The sequence below is a fragment of the Picrophilus oshimae DSM 9789 genome (assembly GCF_900176435.1).
Lineage (GTDB): Archaea > Thermoplasmatota > Thermoplasmata > Thermoplasmatales > Thermoplasmataceae > Picrophilus > Picrophilus oshimae.
The window spans coordinates 87188-108211 of record NZ_FWYE01000002.1; the positions used below are offsets into that span (position 1 = coordinate 87188).

Sequence of the window (21024 nt, forward strand, 5' to 3'; positions counted from 1 at the left end):
CTGGAATGTAATATCAGTTATGATGGAACGATTTAAATTTTTTAAATATGCTCTATGCAATATATTATCAGAAATATAATACATCCAGTTGATATAGGGCAGGCCCAGCGAAACAATGATTGATAAGGAACATGATAAATCTTTGCATAAAATGAATTTATAAAGCTTGCAGAATCAGATAAAAATTCAAAAATAGAATTGTATTTAGATGATTGTTTAGATTACATAAATCGGTATTATTAAAAGGAATAATGCAACATCGATGACATGGTTCCAACGATGTTTATATGATGCATATATTAAAAACATGAATGTTTTAACCAGCAGCTCATCTCTGACATCAAATATAAAAGATTATGCAAATAACATAGAAATTACCCTATGGGTTCACGGATGGGCCTACAGCCGCAATAAGCACTCACAGTGATTCAATGACACCGCTGGTTTTTACGGAATTTGAAACCGGTGGTTAAAGATCAGAAATAGGATTCAGGACCCAATATATTCCAGATGGATATTTAAATTCCGGAGAACCCGGATACAGGGATGGATGATTTTATCCATGTGATTCCGGTGAAATGACATTATAAAGGAATTAATAAAGAACGCTGGAATTCATATCATAATGAATTGAGAATTACTTAACAGGCATGGAAAATACAATAAATGCGGCTCTTGTCAGCCATCCTGATTATAAATATGGTTATAAATCGAAGAAAGATATTTATAAAAATAACATAAAGAAATATTTGGTACAGGAAAGATCGATAAAAAGGCCCTTAGAAATATTTTGATTGAAAAGCTTATAAAAATTATTAAAAGTTTAAATTTGCACATAATTTGCATATAATTTATGCATAATTTTGAAAAATTGTTAAATTTATACTTATGATCCATGCCTTTGATAAACATGAATATGAAAATTGTTGCAGCTGTTTTTATAGCACTGACAATAATATTCGCAGCGGCTTTTGGTGCGGTATACGCACTTGACAGCTCTGCACTGTCACACAAAAATTCCGAGATAACATCAAAAAACAACCAGATATCATCATTAAAGGCACAGTACGATAATGAAAAGGCTGCCGCTGTTCTTGAGGCGGCATATTCACACTGGAATAATATAACAATAGAGAATCTCTCACTTGTTTCCGCTGAGTACACATCAAATGCAACACTGCACTGGATAGGCGGTCCTTTAAGCGGCACGTATACTGGTATATCACAGATAAACGCAACCTGGACAAAGTTCTTCAACCTCTGGAGCGCTGTATGGTTCTATGCAGAGGCTCCGCCAACCGTTATGGTATCAGGAAACACGGCAACGGTAACATCAATGAACCAATTTGTTTTAACACCCTTCAGCGCCGAGAAGCAGGTGCAGTACCTTAATATAAGCTACACGTTGAATTACATCCTTGTAAATAACAACTGGAAGATATACAACGAGGTCTGGCACATAGTCGGTTCAGGATTTATATCATACACGGCAGGTGAGGTGCATTCATTAAAGGCTGAGGCCGCACTTGAGGCTGCATTCTCTCACTGGAATGATATAGCAATAGAGAACTCATCACTGCTTGAGCCCCAGTACACATCAAATGCAACACTGCACTGGATAGGTGGCCCATTAACAGGAACCTACAAAGGTGAGACGTCTGTAATAAACACATGGACAAAGTTCTTTAACATCTGGAGCGCTGTATGGTTCTACACAATAGCACCACCAAGTGTAAGTGTCTCTGGAAACACGGCAACGGTAACATCAATGAACCAGTTCATATTAACACCGTACAGTAACCAGAGCCAGGTACAGTACCTTAATATAAGCTACACATTAAACTTCGTCTTCATGAATAACTCATGGAAGATATACAACGAGGTCTGGCACATAGTCGGTTCAGGATTTATATCATACGCACAGGAATTTGCAGAGTACAATGAGATAAGCTCCCTTGGTTTAAACCATATAAACCAGATAGCGATAGAGAACATATCATTAATAATGCCACAGTACGCAAAGAATGCAACATTATACTGGGCAAAGGGTCCACTGGCCGGAACCTACACAAACTACTCTGAAATAAATACAACGTGGACAAAGTTCTTTGCAATGTGGCAGGCAGTATGGTTCTATGCATCAACAAACATGACGAATAACCCTGTGGTAACAATACATGGAAACACGGCATACTACAATGCAACATTTACACAGTTCATAGTGCAGAACTCAACAGGCTTCTATTACATAAATGTTACATATTCAATAAAGTACTACAACTTTGGATTTAATCCAGCAACCGGCCATGATGACTATAAAATAGTCTACGAGATCTTTGATAATACTGCACTGGGTCCAATAAGCAAGCTTGAATAAAAATATAAAAATATTTTTTTATAATAATTTTATAATCAATGATTAATGGTGTAAATATATGGAGATAATATGGATAACAAACATAACAATAATTTCGATTGATTTAATAATATTCTCGATAATAGCCTATAATTTCATAAAAAGATATAGAGAAACGGGTGCCAAGTTATTTGCACAGTTCTTTGGTTTCTCAATGATTTTTGCCCTGGAGAATGCACTAACAATTTATATTTATTACGACTTCTCAAAATTCCTTGGGAAAGATGTTTCACTGCCATTACTTGGAATAAATTTAATAGGTTTAATTGCAATATTAATGCTTTATAAATATTTATCCCAGTAGCTCCTTTACATTTATAAATGAGATAAACTCCTCAGTGCTTCTTAAATCATCAAGATAGCCCTTAACAGTTATCGGTGTTATTGAAATAGAATTTTTTCTGTAAACAACATCGTAATCGCAGTTCTCCGGACATCTTTCATGTCTCTTATTTCCAAACCAGTAATATTCATGACCGTTTGGGTCCAGCCTTTTAATTATATTATCATCGAATATATTGTACGACATCCTTGCCGGGAGTATCCTTGTATTTCTGTTTAAATTTCCTGGAAAGTTCACATTTAGTATATCAACATCATCAGGAAACCTTTCCATGGCATTCTCTATTATTGCTTTTATATATGGCTCTGCAAGATCTATTTTTTCATTTGATATTCCATTATAGCTCATTGAGAATGCTATACCCTTTATGCCTATTAATGCACCTGCCATGGTCGCACCTATCGTCCCGCTGGAGTATAATGATCTTAACGAGATATTATCGCCATGGTTTATTCCACTGACAATCAGATCGATCTTTTTATCATTATAAAGGGCATACCTTGCCATGTAAACTGAATCTGCCGGGAATCCGGATATTGCATAGCCATAATCAAATTTAAATGCCCTCAATGGAACGTTATATGTTGTGCTCATGCCTGTTGCGCTTCTGCCATGATCCGGTGCAACAATATAGCTCTCAGTAATCGAGGATGCGGCCCTGTAAAGAACCCTTATGCCATATGAATTGTAACCATCGTCGTTTGTTACAAGAATCATTTAAATGAATATGCAAAATTAATTATAATACTTTGCCTACAATCTCCTTGGTATTGTATATTTTTCCATTCCATTGTATTCATAAACGTTAAAATTTGCACCACATTTTTCGCACCTGTATCTTTTAACATGGTAGATATTAAACTTCCATTCCTTGTAGGGCTGTGATGAAACTTCATTATTGCAAACCGGGCATTTCATGGTATATAATTATTATTTTTTATAAAAATCTTTGTTAATATATTTAAAAAATTCATTAAATTTTATTGCCCTTTTTCAAGAACTATAAAATCATCAAGAGTGCCAATAAAACTTGATTCGTTATTGATAATAATTGAGAGTTCATGTATGCTCGGTATATATCTAAAGGTAACATTTGATACATTATCATATTTTTTTATTATCTCATATTTGTAGAATGGTTCCTTCTTGCCCTTAATTATTGATTTAACATTGTCAGGAAAAAGCTCATAAAATTCGTCCTCTATGGAATCTATATCAATATGTTCTGTAAACTCTATGTAAACAGGTCTTTTCATATTGAAATTGATATATATTGAATTTTCAGAACAGTATACATCGCTTTTATCAGATAGGTATAATAATCTTTTAAAAATATCATAGTAATCCTTCAGATCAAGATTTTTTGATTCGAGGTAATTAAAAAACTCCATAATTATTTAAAAAAATTATATTATATAAACATTTATTAAAATTGTTTTACAGACTTTGGAATGAAAGTATTATTTATAGGCAATTTTTGGAATAAATTCATAATAAAAAATTGCAATTAATAAATAAGCAACATTTAAATATAATATACTAAAACATTCACATATTTACTAAATAATTGAGTAAGAAATAAACATATAAATAGTGCATTATAAATATTTAAAGAATTGAGGTGAATTATGAAAAATGGGATGTTTTCTATTGCGATGGCCATTGCTGTTGCAATTATAATTGCCTCTTCAGGGCTTGTAACTGTCGCTGCAACTGGTTCTTATTTTACACCGGCCAATACAGGAAGTAATGAAAATGGTACCCTTTACATTTCACCTGGACCTACACCAGCATTTGTTGATAATTTCAATCCTTTTAATATGTGGAGTGAACCTTCTGGAATAATGTCACTGTTCTATGAACCACTTTTGCAGATAAATACGTACAATGGAACTACAATACCATGGCTTGCGACTTCATACGAATGGTCAAATAACAATACGCTTTTAACATTGAACCTCAGGCATAATGTTCATTTCAGTGACGGTATTCCATTCAACTCAAGCGATGTTGTTTTTACATTTAATCTTCAAAAGAAGCTCTTTGGCGAGTGGGGAAACATAAACAATATCTATGCTGTAAATCAATACACAGTTAATTTTAATTTTTCAAAGCCAGATACGCAATGTTTATTCTATCTTGGATCTGACTTCATGCTTCCTGAAAAACTGTGGCAGAATGTTAGTGATCCTGCATCGAAAATTATAACGAATCCTGTTGGAACCGGACCGTATGTACTTAGTAGTTTTAGCGGCCAGAAGATAGTATTAACTGCAAATAAAAACTACTGGATGAGCGGCGAGCCAAAAATAAAAAGGATAGTTTATGTAGATTACACTAGCAACAGTGCACTTACACTTGCAATGGCCCAGGGTAAGGTTGACTGGACATCGGTATTCGCACCAAATATAACAACATTGTTCGTTAGCAAGGATCCTAAATATAATCATTACTACTTTCCACCAGGACAGCCTGTTACATTAATAACAAACGATGCCGTTTATCCATTTAATTTAAGCTATTTCAGACAGGCAATAAGTCTTTCAATAAATAGAACTGAGATCTGTCAGGTTGGCGAGTACGGCTATGAAAAACCAGCAAATGCAGCAAACATACTTGCCCAGCAGATGTTCTGGCTTAATTCAACAAATGCTAAAATGGCAGAATATTTATCAGAGTACAATCCATCAGCAGCCATAAAATTACTTGAAAAACACGGCTTTACGTTAAAGTCTGGAAGATTATATAATCCAAACGGTACCGAAATACCGGCACTTACAATAATGTCTGTTGCAGGATACACTGACTGGGATACGGATATATCGATAATAGCATCTGAACTCTCGGCCATTGGACTTAAAGTAAACATTGAAACTCCCACATCAAGTGTTGTTGCCTCTGATATTGCAACAGGCAATTTTGAAATGGCACAGGATACAGTCACTGGAATAGGACCAAATCCATGGTATGACTACTCAGGTCTTGTAGGGAGTTTAACACCAATTGGTAAAACTGCATATATTAATGAGGAAAGATGGAACTACACATCAACAAACTTTATGAAGTACTACGATGAATTCCCTGAAACAAGTAATGTGAACACTGAAAAGAAATTAATAAATGATATGGCAGGTATAATGCTTGATCAAATGCCTATGATACCACTTGTATACTCTGCAGACTGGTACGAATACGTAAATAGGACAATAGGCGGGTTCCCGAATCAGAATAATGGATACTGGATACCAATGCCATGGTACCCTGGACCAATGGAAGTTGTGTTAATGCACCTTTACGTAAAGAACAGCATAAAGAAATCAAATAATTATCTACCTTATGAGGTACTTGGAGCCATAGTTGTTATTATAATAATAGGTGCGGTTGCATCATTATATCTAAGAAAGAAGAGAAACAATGATAGATGAGAGGATATAATAATGATACCTGTTAAATATATTTTAAAAAAAGCAATTATTTTTCTTATAGTTCTTTTTGGAGCCATTACACTTAACTTTTTTATACCAAGAATGATACCTGGAGATCCAGCTGAGATTGTCTATCTTGATATAATAAAGGAGGGCGGTGGATCAATCAATCCAATTTATATACACCAGCTTGAAGCCGAGTACGGAATATCAAATTCACCAATATATGTACAGTATATTCAATATTTAAATGATCTTGCACATGGCAATCTTGGTGTTTCAATAGCCTTTTTTCCTGAACCTGTATCATATATACTTGAACAGGCTCTTCCTTGGACGCTATTTCTTGTAATATCGTCAATGGCAATATCATTCTTTGTCGGAAACAGGCTTGGAAGATATGCGGGCATAAACAGAAATACCGCAAAGGATCTTGTTATAGATCTTTTCTCAATGCTTATGGCGTCATTTCCAGCTTTTGTTCTTGCATTTATAATACTGGATATATTCTCTGTTGGATTGAAGCTATTTCCAATAGCCGGAGCATACTCAACAAGTACAAACATCGGTTTTAATGTTCCATTTATAATAAGTGCAATATATCATTCAGTATTGCCCGTTATGACAATAGTTTTAACTTCTATAGGTGGATGGGTTCTTGGCATGAGAAACAATATAATACCAAATGTTAACAGTGATTTTATAAATTTTGCCGAGAACCTTGGGCTTAGAAAGGATCAGATAAATGCAATAGCCTATAGAAATGCAATAATTCCAAACCTAACAGGCTTTGCCATGTCCGTGGGACTCTCCGTTAGCGGTGTTATAATAGAAGAATCGATATTTTCTTATCCCGGAGTTGGTATGTACATGATAACTGCAATAGACAATCTCGATTATCCACTGATCCAGGGAATATTTCTTATGGTGATAATAGCAGTGCTTTTTGGCAACCTTATAGTTGACATACTATATGGTTTTCTCGATCCAAGAATAAAACAGGAGGGTGAATAATGAGCATAGCGCACAAAAACGAAAGGCGACGAGCATTAGCCTTTAATACAGGTAATGCTCTAAAACCAGTAAAAATATTGCTTAACAATAGCAAGGCAAAGGCCGGTTTTATACTATTAATAGGCCTAATAGTATTTGCAATACTTGGCCAGTTTTTTACGCCTTATAATCCTGAAAAGTATGAATTTGCCAGATCAATGCCACCATCATATGCCCATATACTTGGAACCACAGCATACGGTCAGGATGTTTTCTCACAGCTTTTTTATGGTGCTGCCCCAACATTAATGGTTGGCTTTACAGTTGGAATACTTGGAACATTAATATCAGTATTTGTTGGAATAGCTGCCGGTTTTGCGTCTGAAAGGGTAAATAATGCCATAACAGCAGTTATAAACATATTTTTAATAATACCAGGGGTACTTTTAATAATGCTCTTTGGATCGTACTTCCTTGGTATACATGAATCTCTAGGCTATATACCAACAGTATTAATACTTGTAATAACAGGCTGGGCATTTGGTGCGAGAACATTTAGATCTGTAACATTATCTGTTTCAAAAAGGGATTTTATAATTTCATCAATATTAATAGGTGAAAACAGGTTCAGTATAATATTCAGACAGATTATAAGGGCAATTTTTCCTGTTATCGTATCAAATTTTTTCTTCACGGCAATGTATGGAACTATGGGGTTAACATTTGTTGAGTATCTTGGCGTTGGTAATTTACTCCAGGTAAACTGGGGAACAATGCTTTACTGGGCAATAAACAATGAGGCTTATTTAACAGGTATGTGGTGGTGGATACTTCCCCCCAGCATAATGATATCAATTCTCATGTTTTCATTTATATTACTGAACTTTGGCCTTGATGAGATATCCAATCCAGCTCTTAGAAGATTTTCAAAGGTTAAGGGTGTTGATGATGATTCTAAAAACTGAAAACGTTTCAAAATCATTTAATGTTAGATCCGGAATAATAAAAGGAGGTATTATAAACGCATTAAACAATGTAAACATTGAGCTAAATGAGAGAGAAATAATAGGAATTGTTGGTGCAAGCGGTAGTGGAAAGAGCACACTTGCAAAGGTGCTTGTCCTGCTTTACAGACCAACAGCAGGCAAAATATTTTACATGGATGATGATGTGACCGGCTATCATGGAAAGAGATTAAAGATGTACAGGCGCAAAATACAGATGGTATTTCAGGATCCTTATGCATCGCTGGATCCAAATCATACGGTTGCATGGCATATAGAAAGACCATTAAAGATTACTGGCTATAATAGAAACATACATGAAAGGATAGGTGAACTTCTTGATATGGTTACACTATCACCCTCAGACTATTTTATGGACAAATTCCCGCATCAACTCTCCGGCGGACAGAGGCAGCGCGTTTATCTTGCCAGGGTGCTGGCGCTTGAGCCACAGGTACTTATAGCAGATGAACCTGTATCAATGCTGGACATATCAGTAAGAATAGGTATATTAAATCTTTTAAAGGAGATACGTGATAACCTTGGCATAAGTATAATATATATAACCCATGATCTGAACACTGTAAGCATGATAACAGAGAGGATATATGTGATGCACAATGGCTTCATTGTTGAGCATGGTGCAACAGATAGAATAATATCAAACCCATACGATTCGTACACAAAGCGCTTAATAGAGGCTGCGCCAAATCCATACAGGAGGATAGAATAAATGGCAGCAATACTTAACGTCAGGAACATAAGTGCTGGTTATTACTGGGAGGGCGGGTTCACAAGGATACTCGAAAACCTAAATTTTGATGTTGAAAAGGGTATTATACTTGGCATAGCTGGGGAATCCGGTTCTGGAAAGAGCACACTGGCCTCTGTTCTGTATGGCTCTCTTAAATATCCAGGCAAAATTATATCAGGAAGCGTCATGTTTGATGGTGTAGATATACTAAAATTAAAACAATTAGAGCTGAGACGCATCAGAGGGGCAAGATATTCATTTATACCACAGGCAGCAATGAATGCATTAAATCCTGTTAAAAGGATTAAGTTCCAGTTCTATGATCTGTTTATGGCACACAACCTTGATAAGAGCGAATACGATAAGAGAATGCTGGATGCAATAGAACTTGTCAGGCTTAATGAGAATGTTCTTTATAGCTATCCACACGAACTTTCTGGTGGAATGAGGCAAAGGGTTGTTATATCCATGGCACTTGCATTATCGCCTGAACTTGTGCTGCTTGATGAACCGACAACAGGGCTTGACGTGCTTGTGGAGCATGACATATTATCAGATATAAAAAGAATACAGCGCAGCCTTGGCATAACAATGATTTTTATATCACATGACCTTTCTATACTGTTTCAGATATCAGATGAAATGATGATGATGTATGGCGGTGAGATAGTTGAATATGGATCATACAAAGACCTGCTTTATGAAACTGCACATCCATACACATACCTGCTTAAAAACAGCATACCGGTAATTGGAAAAAACATCGACAGAAATCTTTTAATAAAGGGTACGCCTATGAACTTTTCTAATAAAAATCCAGGTTGTTATTTTCTTGAAAGGTGCATCTTTGCGGATGATGAGTGTAAATTAAAACATCCAGAGCTACAGGGTTCTAATCATATGTATAGATGCTCAAGATACCCTATGTGGAAGGACATGTGATAAAAAGATTTAAATATTAAATAAAGTTCCAATTAAAAATGTCAGATGATGATTTATTCGGGGGCCTCGCAAAATTTGGTCTGTCAAATTATGAGATAAAGGTTTACAAAACACTTCTTCTTAAGGGTCCAAATACACCAACAGGTACTGTAAAAATAGCTGGGATACCACAACCAAGGATATATGATCTATTTTCATCACTTCAGGAAAAGGGCTTTGTTGATACAGTTACCGGGAAAAAGCATCTTTACAGGGCAGTTCCAGTTTCCATAGTACTGCGCCGTCAGGTGGCATGGATGGACAATTATGTTAACAGCCTTGAAGAATATGTTGAGAAATACCGTGAAACAGAGGATGTAAAAGAACCCTACATCTGGTTTGTTAAGGGAAACAAAAACGTTGAGGATAGAATGAAATCCATGTTTTATTCTGCAAGGGATGAAATTATCTTATCATTATCAAAACAATCATTTTTAAACATGTCTGGTTTTATATCAAGGACCATAAAGAAAGGCATAACGATAGCACTTGTTCTATTCTCAGATTCAAGCGCTGATGTAATAGAAAAGGTGCCGAAGGGTACAATATTGAAAATAAGAGATCAAAAGCCCTTGGAAATGATGATGGTGGACAGGTCATATATATTATCAAATCTTAAAAGCGGAGTTGAGAATTCTGATTATTCAATATATCTTGAGGAGGACCAGCTAATGCACGTTTTAAGCTATTATTTTTTATATAATATATGGCAGCCCTCAGAGTATAGATACTATCCTGATAATGGTGGTTTTTATTATAGATTTACAACGATATGGCTTGCATGTGATGTTATTGATTATTATCTTAGATTAGGAATTAAAGTTAAGGGCCAGCTTTCAGGCATATATAAAAATAACAGAATAAACATCACAGGAATAATAAAAAGAGTTGAAAGAATTAACGGTGTTAAGCAAAGTTTTTTTATTGAATCCAGTAATGGTAATTTCTCTGTTGGTGGAAAATCTGCAATACTAGAGGATGTAAAAATGCTGGATCTTGAGATATCAAGACTTTAAAAAATACTATGCAAATAGTAAGATGCAAAGATATTAATAAACAAAAAAATTTAAAAATAATGGTTGATAAAAACTTTAAATTTGGTTTTTCTGAATGCGGTTTTCAGTTCGAGATGGGCCTGTCAAATCCGGATATGAATTCAGACTGGTACATATGGTCAAACGATAAGAGAAATATAGCTGAGCATTATGTTTCAGGTGATCTGCCACAGAATGGTGTTGCATACTGGGATTTATATGAAAAGGATCATGACATAGCATCTTCTCTTGGCATGAATGCAGCAAGGCTGGGTATAGAATGGTCCAGAATATTTCCAGAATCAACAGAATCTGTTGACATAGACGTTGAATATAATGGTGATGATATAGTAAGTACTGAAATTAGCATTGATACAGTAAAGGAATTGGAAAAACTTGCAAATAATGATGCAGTTAAGCACTATAGGGAGATGTTTGGTGACTTTAAGTCCAGGGGAAAATTTCTTATAATAAATCTTTACCACTGGACAATACCATCATGGCTCAATGACCCCTCAAAGCAAGATTACAGCGGAAGAAGGGCTATTGGGGGATGCTTTAACAATAAAATAATAGTAGAATTTGCAAAGTATGCTGGTTATATATCATATAAATTTAATGATCTCGCCGACAGATGGTCAACAATGAATGAGCCAAACATGGTTTATGAAGGTTGTTCAATAGATCATTCAAATAATGGCATATCAAAAAGAAAGAAAAAATTTGCAGAGGGTCATGCAAGGGCATACGATGCAATAAAAACATTTTCAAAGAAACCTGTTGGTGTAATATTTGCAAACGGCGATATACAATCGCTAAATAATGATCTTGAACTTGAAGAAGATGTTAAGTTCTTCAGGAGGTATTCTTTCTTTGATTCAATAATAAGGGGAGATCTTTCATGGTACAGAGAATTTGCAGGAGATGATGGATCAGAAAAAAGGCATGACATGGTTAATAAAGTTGACTGGCTTGGTCTAAACTACTATAGCAGGGATGTCGTTTCCAGAAATAATGGGAGCTGGGAAATGGTAAAGGGATATGGCCATTACTGCGGGGATATGGAAAAATCCCGGGATGGCAGGTCTGTAAGTGATACTGGCTGGGAGATATATCAAGACGGAATATATAATATAATAAAAGATTACTGGAAAAGATATAAAATACCTATAACAATAACCGAAAATGGTATAGCCGATTCCAATGATCGTTACAGATCAATGTACATAATATCACACTTTGGAAATATAGAGAGGGCAATTGAGGATGGTGCCAAGGTTGATGGCTATTATCACTGGGCATTAACAGACAATTATGAATGGGCCAGCGGGTTTTCAAAAAAATTTGGACTTGTGGTGGTTGATATGAAAACAAAGGAGAGACATGTAAGGCCCAGTGCACTCATATACCGTGAAATAATAGAAAACAGTGGTGTACCGGATAAATTTAGATGGATAATAGATGAAAAAATCTAATTAATAAATTTCAAATTTTAGAGTTATTTTAATATATGTTAAATCGATTAACATCAAGGGCGGAGATTGCCGAGCCAGGACAAAGGCGATGGATTCAGGGTCCATTTCCGCAGGGATTCGGGGGTTCAAATCCCCCTCTCCGCATTTTAATTTATTTATAGTATTAAATGGAAAATTTCTATATTTTACAAGGTAAAATGATCTTAAACACATTTAATATATCATATGTTTATTACGTTTTATGAGGGCAATATTAATAAGACATGGCGAGAGTGATATAAACATCGCAGGCTTACTATCACATGATATTGATAATAACAAACTAACAGAAAGAGGAATAAAACAGGTTGAAAGAACTGCAGAACAATTAATTGGTCTTAAAATAGACAGGATCGTTTCAAGCCCTGTTAAAAGGGCAGCCCAAACAGCTGATATCATAGGAAAAATAATAAATGTAAACGTTGTTTATGATGACAGATTAAAAGAAATAGACCTTGGAAGTGCAAACAATCACCATGTAAGTGAATACAGGGATGAACTGTATCCGAATGCGCATATTCACGGTGATTTAAGAAATGATCTTGGATTTGAGCCATGGGATCATCTAATAAAAAGGATGATCGATTCTTTATTAAGTTATGACGGGAACAATATATTTGTATCGCATTCAGATCCCATAAGGGCAGCCGCCTCATATTACCTTAATATTGATGAGCCATGCAGCTTCGGTATAGACATAAAAAATGCGTCAATGACCGTTATAGATATAGATAATAAAAAACTCCTGTGCCTTGGTGCAATATACCTTGATGATGGTATAAAAAAGATGTTTTCATAAATATTTATAATATTCCAGGGCCTTTTTATAATCATCCATTGTATTTACATTAAAGAAGCCGGGATCATCCATGTTTATATCAAGGTATTTTTCGAAGGCCATCCTGTTGAATATTGATACCCCGGTAAAATTATTTTTAATCTTCATGTTTATTATATCGTAATTATTGTTATTCATTGAAATGAATTTAACAATTAATCCAATATTAAAAATGATATCTGCCGGCATTACAAGCAAAGGAAATCTATCTATTCTTTTCAGAGATAAAAGAAGGTCGCCTGAATAATCACCAGAGCCCTGTATGTAATTTAAATCAAAAAGATTCAATAAGAATTCTGTGTTTTTAGATATACAGATATAAATACTGTCCGATATCGATCTTATTAATGATATTTCACGCTCTATTATCGATGAGCCGAAAAAATCAAGAAGCATCTTTTTTTTGTTTAACCTTGAGCCAAGGCCTCCGGCCATGATTAAACATGCGATCTTATTCGATGATTGTCCCATTGCAGGTCCCATTGTATAATATATTTATGTATTCATCTATTTTTAAGCCGTTAATAACGAAGATCTTTATACCTGATCTTTTTGCTATGCTCAGTGATGTTATATCCATGAAAACGTTTGATCCTGCACCTATAGAGCTATCAATTGAGAGCTTTATTGCATCATCGTAGTTCATTCTATCAATCTTTTTTGCATTTCTGTTTTTCCTTGGGTCCTCTGTATAAACGCCGTCCACGGAAGTGCCATTTATCATAACATCGGCATTTATCCTTTCTGCAAAAAGCATCGCAACAGTATCTGTTGTATGCCCTGGCTCAGTTCCGCCCATAACAACGTATCGATAATCATGCATCATCTCTGCGGCGTCGTTTACCGTTGTCGGTATCTTTGAATTTACATCGTCTAAAAATGTGGTCATTGCCAGTGCATTTATCCTTGTAGCGTTAATTCCTATTTCATCCAAAATATTATCATTTACGTTGTATTTTCTAAGGTCTGATATGTATGTTCTGGCCAGCTTTCCGCCGCCGACAACAATACCGAAGCCATCGTAGCCCTTTATATTTCCAAGCATCCTTGAGAATTCCTCCATGAATTCAAGATTTAATTTTTCCATTGATATTATTGATCCGCCAAGCGAAATTACAACCCTCTTCATCCTTGGATTAAGGTTAAATATTATTATAAAATTTTCCATATATGGAAAGCGAGGATTATAAAAGATATGAATTCAAAAAGGCCCTTGAGGAATTAAAGGATCTTCACGGCAGGGGCACTGAACTAATATCACTTTACATACCGCCTGACAAGCAGATATCAGATGTGGTGCAATATTTAAGGGAAGAATATTCAACATCATCAAATATAAAATCAAAGTCAACAAGGAAGAATGTGCTTGCAGCAATAGAATCAATAATGTCAAGGTTAAAGTATTATAAGCAGCCTCCTGAAACCGGGCTTGTGTTCTTCGTAGGTCACATAGCAACACGAGGTGATCAAACAGAGATGTACACAAAGATCATAGAACCGCCTGAACCGATACAAACATTCATGTATAAATGTGATTCAAATTTCCATCTTGAGCAGCTTGAATCACAGTTAAAGGAGAAGGATATATACGGTCTAATAGTAATAGATAGAAAGGAGGCCACGGTTGGATTTTTAAAGGGTACCAGAATTGAGGTCGTGGATTATGAACAGTCGCTGGTACCGAGCAAGCATCACCAGGGAGGGCAGTCATCACGAAGGTTCGAGCGTTTAATAGAAATAGCCGCAAATGATTTCTTTAAAAAGATAGGTGAAATAGCAAACAATGCATTTATGCCATTAATAAAGGACATAAATGCAGTCTTCATAGGCGGTCCTGGGGCAACAAAGGAGTACTTTCTTGAAAAGGATTATTTAAGAAATGAGATAAAGCAGAAGGTAAAGGATCTTTTTGATATTGGATACACGGACGAATCTGGACTCAGGGAGCTTGTTGAGAAGGCCTCTGAATCAATAAAGGATATGAAGATATCAAGGGAGAAGGATATAATAAACAGATTTCTAAGGGAGATAAAAAAGCCTGAGGGCGGCCTTGGGGTTTACGGTGAGGATGCAATAATAAATGCCCTGAAGAGCAAGAACCTTGATCTTTTAATAATATCAGACACGTTAAAGAAACGAAGGTATACATACAAATGCCCTGTTTGCAATGATACAAAAACATTCACAGAAAAGCCAAGGGAGACGCCTTTATGTGATAAGGATAATTCAGAAATGGAGCTTGTTGATGAGGATGACCTTGTTGAGGATCTTTACAAACTCGCTGATGAGGCGGGCACAAACGTTGTTTTTGTCTCAGAGGACAGCGATGAGGGCAGGTTAATAAAAACGGCATTTGGTGGCCTTGCCGGAATAATGAGGTATGTTCCTGCAATAGCGCCGTAATTTTTAATTTATATCATTTTCTTTAAAATATTATATTTAAATGCATTTCATTTATCATGATAGAGAATTATAATGATATAGCAATAACAGATACAAGAAGGAAAATACTAAATATTATAGATAAAACACTTATTGCAATGGATCCTGAAAATGCAATAAAAAATTTTATTGAAAAAAATAATATAAAATTTGATTCAAAAAGAATATTTTTAATAGGCTTTGGCAAGGCTGCATTTAAAATGTACTCCGGTATAAGACCTTTTATATTGAAGGATCTTGTTTACGCATCAATAATAGTTCCTGATGATGAAAAAACAAATGATTACAATGAATTAAGGATACTTAGGGGCACACATCCTTTCACGGGCGATCTCTCCGTTTCATCGAGCATTTCAATGCTCTCCGGGCTGAAAAATTTAAATGAAAATGATCTTGTGATAGTTTTAATATCCGGTGGAGGATCATCACTCTTTGAGATTCCAGAGGATGGTATAAACATAGATGATATAAAAAACATATCAAAAACCATGATGGATAAGGGCTGCGATATCTATGAATTAAACATGGTTAGATCCATGCTTTCAAAGGTTAAGGGTGGAAAGCTTGCAACGATGCTTTATCCTGCCAGGGTTATATCATTTATAATATCAGATGTAAAAAATGATGACCTTTCAATAATAGCATCCGGGCCTTTAACAAGGATTGATTATAGGATTGAAGATCTAATGGAAACAATAAAAAAGTACCTTGGCAATGATGAAAGGATTAAAATGTACAGGAACATTGATGATATATACTTTAACAATGTAAAACAGTATATAATATTAAAAAACAGGGATTTTCTGGATTATATCTATTCGAACATAAATGATGATGCCGTAAACCTTGGAAGCAACTTTTCAGGAAACGTTGAGGATCTATCATTGATTCTGCATAATATATTAAAAAATATATATTCATCAAAGAGGAAACCATTTTATTTCATGCTAGGTGGTGAGACAACGGTCGATGTAAAGGGCCATGGTTCAGGTGGCAGAAACCAGGAGCTTGTCCTAAGGTTTATGAAGAACTCATCAAACAGCGAGGTTTACACAATAGCAAGCTTCGGCACGGACGGCATCGATGGGGTCAGCCCTGCTGCAGGGGGCATCGTTGATTCAGATCATAAAATTGATAATATAAATGAATATTTAAATAGAAACGATAGCTATAATTTATTAATAAAGAACCATGGTGCAATAATAACAGGAAGAACAGGAAATAACGTTTCTGATATAATCATTGGTCTTTATTATAATAAATAGAATCGATATTATCTATTTTGCTTCTTATGCATTTGTTTTTGGCTATTATTTCATAAAAATCTTTGATATTGCCATGTGAATTTATGCATTCACCAAGGGCATCAGCAAAGATCTGATTATTCTTTGAATACTCTATTATAACATTTTTTTCATTATCGTTTAATTTATTATATAAATAAAAGACCTCTATTGCAAGGGCCCTTGATATGTTTGGAAACATTTTTAATTCATTTAAAACATCAATATTGATGCCGAATTTATTTATAACGGATGATGCTATTTCATTATAGCTTTTTTTATACATCATATTATAAATAAGTTCCCTTACGGTCATTGTTTATGATAATTATAATATAAATATAAAATGTTCTCATTTCCCAAGAAAAAAGTTAATATCTGTTCTTATAATTTTAAAATAAGATGGTATTATGCCAAACAATGAAAATGAAAAAAAGATTTTAAGGGTAGAGATGGATTATTCGTACCTTTATAAAAAAGATGTCGAGGAGACATATGAAAAATTATTAAATTACTGGAAAAATTTCCTTAAGCCGCATATAACAAAAAAGCTTTCGGACCCAAGATGGAAAAGGCCGAAATGGCTTATAAACAGCAGCTTCGTTGCAGGTGAGAAGCTGGAAAATGGGAACCTTACAAACTATGAGCTTGACAGGATATTTGACACGTTCCTTGAATGGTATTCGCCTAGGTACATAGACGAGAGCATCTTCTCAATGAAGGACTTCTTTGGAAAACCAGACATGGTTAATCTCTGGTACATAAAAAAGCTGTGGAATGTTTAAATTATTTTTAGATTATCATGATACATATTTTTCAGGCAGTTTAAGGTTTCTATATCAAGCTTTCCAAGAAGGATAAAGTTTTCATTTCCTATAGATATGTTTGATATGCCATTTTTTTCCTTTAAAACTATTTTTTCATTTTTTATTTCCATTTCTGATTTTTCAACGCCTTTTGACAGAATTTTTTTATTATATTCATCAGAGAAGTATTCTATAATCTCGTTTATTTTGCTGTAAAGCTCCTCGGGCATTAATGGGTCCATTGCTGTTGGAACGTCCATTGACATTATAACCTTATCATATTTTTCAGGTTTTAGTTTTTCCTCTATGTATTTTCCACTAAAGACCCTGTAAAATGCAATCTTATTGTTATCAAATGATAGACGGTATATGCCACCATTACCAAGGGGGATCTTCCATAACTTATCTATAGAACATACCATTTTTGGTTATCATAATATTGATTATAAACCTTGGGCAACTCTTATTTATAATAAATGGTTCTTAGATTATGTACAGGGTATTAGTAACCGAGAAAATACCATTTACAGATTATTATAAAGATATAGATTTTATTTACAAACCCGAAAACATGGATTCACATCAATGGCTAATGGAATCGATAAATGATGCTGATGGAATATTAATAACGCTCTCTGATAGAATAGATAGTGAGATCATTGATGCGGCAAAAAAATTAAAGGTTATAAGCACGTACAGTGTTGGATATGACCATATAGATGTTAAGTATGCATTAAGCAGGAACATAAAGATAGGATACACACCTGATGTGCTTACGGAAAGCACCGCGGACTTCATCTTTGGATTAATAATATGCATTGCAAGAAGAATATGCTCCGGATATGAAACAATAATTTCAAATAAATGGGAATACCGCTGGAAGCCTGATTTTATGCTCGGCCATGATGTTTATGGTAAAACGCTGGGCATACTTGGCCTTGGTAGAATAGGACATGCCGTTATGAGAAGGGCCTCGGGTTTTGACATGAATGTAATATATTATAATAGAACAGAAAGGGATGTAAATGGCCATGTAGGCCTGAATGAACTCTTTTCAAGATCAGATTTTATTGTAATTACATTACCGTTGAATGATGAAACAAGGAACATTGTTAATAAAGATTTAATATCAAAAATGAAGAAAACCGCTTATATTATAAACGCATCCAGAGGCCACATAGTAAACGAGGACGATCTTTATAATGCACTGTTAAATAGAGACATAGCCGGTGCAGCACTTGATGTCTTTGATAATGAGCCCGTAAGAGCCGATAACAGATTTGTTAAACTTGATAATGTCCTTTTGACGCCCCATATGGCAAGCGCATCATATGAAACCAGAAGGGACATGGCAAACCTTGCATTAAAGAATCTTGAGCTTGGGCTTCATGGGTTAAACCCTGAAAAATATGTAAATATATAAATTTATTCCAGAACCGCCCCCCTTGAGGCACTGCCGACGAGTTTTGCGTACTGGCTTAAATAACCGGTACTGTATTTTGGCTCGGGCGGCCTCCATGATTCCCTTCTTCTTTTAAATTCATCATCGCTTACACTGGCCTTTAATAGACCGTTTTCGCCATCTATTGTTATTACATCACCGTCCTTAAGCAGGGCTATCTCACCACCAACAAATGCCTCGGGTGCAACGTGGCCGATCATGATCCCGCGTGTTGCCCCGGAAAAGCGTCCATCAGTGATCAGTGCAACGTCCCTGTCAAAGCCCTTGCCGACAACTGCGGCTGTTACAGCAAGCATCTCACGCATACCGGGACCGCCCTTTGGACCCTCGTACCTTATTACTATAACATCGCCGCGCTCTATCTTATTATCCATAAGTGCCCTAAAAGCAGCCTCCTCACCGTCAAAAACCTTTGCAGGCCCTGTGTGTTTCATGACGCTTGATGCAGATGCCTTGAAGACCGAGCCTTCCCTTGCTATATTTCCCCTTAATATCTTTATCCCACCGGTTCTCATCTTTGGTCTTTCTATATCATAAACAATGTCCTGATTTATATTCAAAATTTTTATTTCGTTTAGATTTTCCCTTAATGTTTTTCCTGTTACAGTTAAAACATCACCGTGGAGAAATCCCTTATCAAGAAGCTTCTTCATTACAACAGGGACGCCACCGATTTCATTTAACTCGGCCATTGTGTATGGACCGCCGGGCTTCATGTTTACTATCTCAGGAACCTTATTGCCTATTCTATCAAAATCGTCAAGTTTTATGTTTACATGGGCCTCATGGGCTATTGCCAGAAGGTGCAAAACAACGTTTGTTGATCCACCAGAGGCCATTAAAAGTGTTATTGCATTTTCAAAGGCTTCGTACGTCATCACGTCCCTGGGCTTTATATCATTTTCAACCAGTGTTTTTATTGCAGCACCAGTTTCAAAGGCGAATTTTGTCTTGCCCGAGTCAACTGCCGGCGGTGATGCGCTTCCTGTTAACGCCATTCCAAGACCCTCGCTCATAAACGCCATTGTATTTGCGGTGTAAAGACCGCCACAGGCACCTGCTGTTGGAACTGCAGAATTCTCCATTATTTTTAATTCCTCCACGGTCATCCTGCCTGCCTGATAGCTTCCAACGGCCTCATATACATCACCAACAGCTATCTTTTTACCCATATAATATCCCGGGAGTGTTGAGCCACCATACATAACTATGGACGGAACATTTATCCTGGCAGCACCCATTAGCATGCCAGGCGTTGTTTTATCGCATCCGGATATTCCAACAAAGGCATCAAATCCATGACCCTTTATTGTCAGTTCAACAGTGTTGGCTATTACCTCCCTGCTCGGTAATGAATAGCGCATGCCCTCATTTCCCATGGCCATGCCATCTATAACAAGTGGCGTTGCAAACAGCCTTGGTGTCATGCCAGAGTGACTAACGCCCTCCGCGGCCTTGTTTCCAAGAGACAGGGCATGTATATTACATGGTCCTGATTCACTCCATGCAACACCGACGCCAACGAGTCCATTTGATATATCTTTGTCAGTTAATCCCATGGCCTTTAGGAATGATCTGTTTGGGGACTTTTCTATACCGCCGTAGAATTCCTTGGATCCCATAGATTGATAAACACTAGCGTTTATTAAAAATTATTGTTTTGATAAAATCGCAGTTTAAAAAACAATATATAATGAATGAAATATTTAAATATGCATAGACATTATCA

22 protein-coding genes and 1 tRNA gene are annotated in these 21024 nt (G+C 35.7%); 15 read left to right on the forward strand and 8 right to left on the reverse strand.

The features are described 5' to 3' along the window. Window positions 1–910 precede the first annotated feature (910 nt). Together B8780_RS03975 and B8780_RS03980 are read left to right on the forward strand one after the other, a co-directional pair. Window positions 911–2377, forward strand: a complete 1467-nt coding sequence (locus B8780_RS03975; RefSeq protein WP_236719377.1) for a hypothetical protein — start codon at window positions 911–913, stop codon at window positions 2375–2377. A gap of 58 nt (window positions 2378–2435) precedes the next feature. Then, the gene (locus tag B8780_RS03980) at window positions 2436–2720 is read left to right on the forward strand and encodes a DUF8036 family membrane protein (protein WP_011178258.1); all 285 of its coding nucleotides are present in this window, start codon (window positions 2436–2438) and stop codon (window positions 2718–2720) included. Here the strand turns inward: B8780_RS03980 and surE are convergent. The 3 genes from surE to B8780_RS03990 form a co-directional block, all read right to left on the reverse strand. Beyond that, the gene (gene surE, locus B8780_RS03985; protein WP_084272744.1) at window positions 2709–3476 is read right to left on the reverse strand and encodes a 5'/3'-nucleotidase SurE; all 768 of its coding nucleotides are present in this window, start codon (window positions 3474–3476) and stop codon (window positions 2709–2711) included. The genes B8780_RS03980 and surE overlap by 12 nt on opposite strands. Window positions 3477–3512: 36 nt before the next feature. Then, the gene (locus B8780_RS08100; RefSeq protein ID WP_153274151.1) at window positions 3513–3677 is read right to left on the reverse strand and encodes an LIM domain-containing protein; all 165 of its coding nucleotides are present in this window, start codon (window positions 3675–3677) and stop codon (window positions 3513–3515) included. A gap of 62 nt (window positions 3678–3739) precedes the next feature. Then, the gene (locus B8780_RS03990) at window positions 3740–4150 is read right to left on the reverse strand and encodes a hypothetical protein (RefSeq protein ID WP_084272745.1); all 411 of its coding nucleotides are present in this window, start codon (window positions 4148–4150) and stop codon (window positions 3740–3742) included. Window positions 4151–4387: 237 nt separating this feature from the next. Here B8780_RS03990 and B8780_RS03995 point away from each other — a divergent pair, with 237 nt between their 5' ends. The 9 genes from B8780_RS03995 to B8780_RS04035 all read left to right on the forward strand — a co-directional run bounded on the left by B8780_RS03995 (window position 4388) and on the right by B8780_RS04035 (window position 13263). Then, on the forward strand, window positions 4388–6184 hold the full coding sequence (locus tag B8780_RS03995; protein WP_084272746.1) for an ABC transporter substrate-binding protein: 1797 nt from the start codon (window positions 4388–4390) through the stop codon (window positions 6182–6184). A gap of 12 nt (window positions 6185–6196) precedes the next feature. Next, window positions 6197–7198 carry an ABC transporter permease gene (locus tag B8780_RS04000; RefSeq protein WP_236719378.1) on the forward strand — a complete coding sequence of 334 codons (1002 nt, stop codon included), beginning with the start codon at window positions 6197–6199 and terminating at the stop codon, window positions 7196–7198. Further along, on the forward strand, window positions 7198–8142 hold the full coding sequence (locus B8780_RS04005) for an ABC transporter permease (protein ID WP_084272748.1): 945 nt from the start codon (window positions 7198–7200) through the stop codon (window positions 8140–8142). The genes B8780_RS04000 and B8780_RS04005 overlap by 1 nt, the downstream gene beginning before the upstream one ends. Then, window positions 8126–8914, forward strand: a complete 789-nt coding sequence (locus tag B8780_RS04010; protein ID WP_236719379.1) for an ABC transporter ATP-binding protein — start codon at window positions 8126–8128, stop codon at window positions 8912–8914. Before B8780_RS04005 ends, B8780_RS04010 begins: the two co-directional genes overlap by 17 nt. After that, window positions 8915–9877, forward strand: coding sequence for an ABC transporter ATP-binding protein (locus B8780_RS04015; protein WP_084272750.1), 963 nt, complete (start codon window positions 8915–8917; stop codon window positions 9875–9877). Window positions 9878–9915: 38 nt separating this feature from the next. Then, entirely contained in the window at window positions 9916–10932 is a 1017-nt protein-coding gene (locus B8780_RS04020) for a TrmB family transcriptional regulator (RefSeq protein WP_084272751.1), read from the forward strand. Window positions 10933–10991: 59 nt separating this feature from the next. Beyond that, window positions 10992–12425 (forward strand): beta-galactosidase BgaS, encoded by a 1434-nt coding sequence (gene bgaS, locus B8780_RS04025; RefSeq protein WP_084272752.1) that lies wholly within the window; start codon window positions 10992–10994, stop codon window positions 12423–12425. Between the two features lie 59 nt (window positions 12426–12484). Beyond that, window positions 12485–12569: transfer RNA gene (locus B8780_RS04030), tRNA-Leu, on the forward strand. 97 nt (window positions 12570–12666) lie between these two features. Beyond that, a complete protein-coding gene (locus B8780_RS04035; protein ID WP_011178247.1) occupies window positions 12667–13263 on the forward strand; it encodes a 2,3-diphosphoglycerate-dependent phosphoglycerate mutase in 597 nt (198 codons plus the stop codon). On the opposite strand, the gene B8780_RS04040 is transcribed toward B8780_RS04035, so the two are convergent. Together B8780_RS04040 and pyrH are read right to left on the reverse strand one after the other, a co-directional pair. Continuing rightward, complete coding sequence (locus tag B8780_RS04040; RefSeq protein ID WP_161939674.1) at window positions 13258–13773, reverse strand: NTP transferase domain-containing protein; 516 nt, start codon at window positions 13771–13773, stop codon at window positions 13258–13260. The two genes, B8780_RS04035 and B8780_RS04040, sit on opposite strands and share 6 nt — an antisense overlap. Next, on the reverse strand, window positions 13754–14431 hold the full coding sequence (gene pyrH, locus B8780_RS04045; RefSeq protein ID WP_084272909.1) for a UMP kinase: 678 nt from the start codon (window positions 14429–14431) through the stop codon (window positions 13754–13756). The genes B8780_RS04040 and pyrH overlap by 20 nt, the downstream gene beginning before the upstream one ends. 41 nt (window positions 14432–14472) lie before the next feature. Between pyrH and prf1 the strand changes: the two genes are divergently transcribed. Together prf1 and gck are read left to right on the forward strand one after the other, a co-directional pair. Next, window positions 14473–15705, forward strand: coding sequence for a peptide chain release factor aRF-1 (prf1, locus tag B8780_RS04050; protein WP_011178244.1), 1233 nt, complete (start codon window positions 14473–14475; stop codon window positions 15703–15705). A 56-nt stretch (window positions 15706–15761) separates the two neighbouring features. Next, entirely contained in the window at window positions 15762–17009 is a 1248-nt protein-coding gene (gck, locus tag B8780_RS04055) for a glycerate 2-kinase (RefSeq protein WP_084272754.1), read from the forward strand. Here gck and B8780_RS04060 read toward each other — a convergent pair. Then, entirely contained in the window at window positions 16984–17343 is a 360-nt protein-coding gene (locus B8780_RS04060; RefSeq protein ID WP_084272755.1) for a hypothetical protein, read from the reverse strand. The genes gck and B8780_RS04060 overlap by 26 nt on opposite strands. Before the next feature lie 94 nt (window positions 17344–17437). On the opposite strand from B8780_RS04060, the gene B8780_RS04065 reads away from it, so the two are divergent. Beyond that, on the forward strand, window positions 17438–17812 hold the full coding sequence (locus tag B8780_RS04065) for a hypothetical protein (protein WP_084272756.1): 375 nt from the start codon (window positions 17438–17440) through the stop codon (window positions 17810–17812). On the opposite strand, the gene B8780_RS04070 is transcribed toward B8780_RS04065, so the two are convergent. Beyond that, a complete protein-coding gene (locus B8780_RS04070; protein WP_084272757.1) occupies window positions 17809–18255 on the reverse strand; it encodes a hypothetical protein in 447 nt (148 codons plus the stop codon). The genes B8780_RS04065 and B8780_RS04070 overlap by 4 nt on opposite strands. A 68-nt stretch (window positions 18256–18323) precedes the next feature. Between B8780_RS04070 and B8780_RS04075 the strand changes: the two genes are divergently transcribed. After that, entirely contained in the window at window positions 18324–19256 is a 933-nt protein-coding gene (locus tag B8780_RS04075) for a 2-hydroxyacid dehydrogenase (protein ID WP_084272758.1), read from the forward strand. A gap of 2 nt (window positions 19257–19258) precedes the next feature. Here B8780_RS04075 and ilvD read toward each other — a convergent pair whose 3' ends face one another. Further along, window positions 19259–20917: a dihydroxy-acid dehydratase gene (gene ilvD, locus B8780_RS04080; RefSeq protein ID WP_084272759.1), complete on the reverse strand. Its 1659-nt coding sequence runs from the start codon at window positions 20915–20917 to the stop codon at window positions 19259–19261. Between the last annotated feature and the right edge of the window lie 107 nt (window positions 20918–21024).

Coding starts and splice junctions, on each gene's coding strand:
- B8780_RS04040 (WP_161939674.1), bottom strand. CDS start 13,773: ATGGGACAATCATCGAATAAGATCGCATGTTTAATCATGGCCGGAGGC.
- gck (WP_084272754.1), top strand. CDS start 15,762: ATGATAGAGAATTATAATGATATAGCAATAACAGATACAAGAAGGAAA.
- B8780_RS04065 (WP_084272756.1), top strand. CDS start 17,438: ATGCCAAACAATGAAAATGAAAAAAAGATTTTAAGGGTAGAGATGGAT.
- pyrH (WP_084272909.1), bottom strand. CDS start 14,431: ATGAAGAGGGTTGTAATTTCGCTTGGCGGATCAATAATATCAATGGAA.
- bgaS (WP_084272752.1), top strand. CDS start 10,992: ATGGTTGATAAAAACTTTAAATTTGGTTTTTCTGAATGCGGTTTTCAG.
- B8780_RS03975 (WP_236719377.1), top strand. CDS start 911: ATGAATATGAAAATTGTTGCAGCTGTTTTTATAGCACTGACAATAATA.
- prf1 (WP_011178244.1), top strand. CDS start 14,473: ATGGAAAGCGAGGATTATAAAAGATATGAATTCAAAAAGGCCCTTGAG.
- B8780_RS04020 (WP_084272751.1), top strand. CDS start 9,916: ATGTCAGATGATGATTTATTCGGGGGCCTCGCAAAATTTGGTCTGTCA.
- B8780_RS04005 (WP_084272748.1), top strand. CDS start 7,198: ATGAGCATAGCGCACAAAAACGAAAGGCGACGAGCATTAGCCTTTAAT.
- surE (WP_084272744.1), bottom strand. CDS start 3,476: ATGATTCTTGTAACAAACGACGATGGTTACAATTCATATGGCATAAGG.
- ilvD (WP_084272759.1), bottom strand. CDS start 20,917: ATGGGATCCAAGGAATTCTACGGCGGTATAGAAAAGTCCCCAAACAGA.
- B8780_RS04000 (WP_236719378.1), top strand. CDS start 6,197: ATGATACCTGTTAAATATATTTTAAAAAAAGCAATTATTTTTCTTATA.
- B8780_RS03980 (WP_011178258.1), top strand. CDS start 2,436: ATGGAGATAATATGGATAACAAACATAACAATAATTTCGATTGATTTA.
- B8780_RS03995 (WP_084272746.1), top strand. CDS start 4,388: ATGAAAAATGGGATGTTTTCTATTGCGATGGCCATTGCTGTTGCAATT.
- B8780_RS04060 (WP_084272755.1), bottom strand. CDS start 17,343: ATGACCGTAAGGGAACTTATTTATAATATGATGTATAAAAAAAGCTAT.
- B8780_RS04035 (WP_011178247.1), top strand. CDS start 12,667: ATGAGGGCAATATTAATAAGACATGGCGAGAGTGATATAAACATCGCA.
- B8780_RS04015 (WP_084272750.1), top strand. CDS start 8,915: ATGGCAGCAATACTTAACGTCAGGAACATAAGTGCTGGTTATTACTGG.
- B8780_RS04010 (WP_236719379.1), top strand. CDS start 8,126: ATGATTCTAAAAACTGAAAACGTTTCAAAATCATTTAATGTTAGATCC.
- B8780_RS03990 (WP_084272745.1), bottom strand. CDS start 4,150: ATGGAGTTTTTTAATTACCTCGAATCAAAAAATCTTGATCTGAAGGAT.
- B8780_RS04070 (WP_084272757.1), bottom strand. CDS start 18,255: ATGGTATGTTCTATAGATAAGTTATGGAAGATCCCCCTTGGTAATGGT.
- B8780_RS08100 (WP_153274151.1), bottom strand. CDS start 3,677: ATGAAATGCCCGGTTTGCAATAATGAAGTTTCATCACAGCCCTACAAG.
- B8780_RS04075 (WP_084272758.1), top strand. CDS start 18,324: ATGTACAGGGTATTAGTAACCGAGAAAATACCATTTACAGATTATTAT.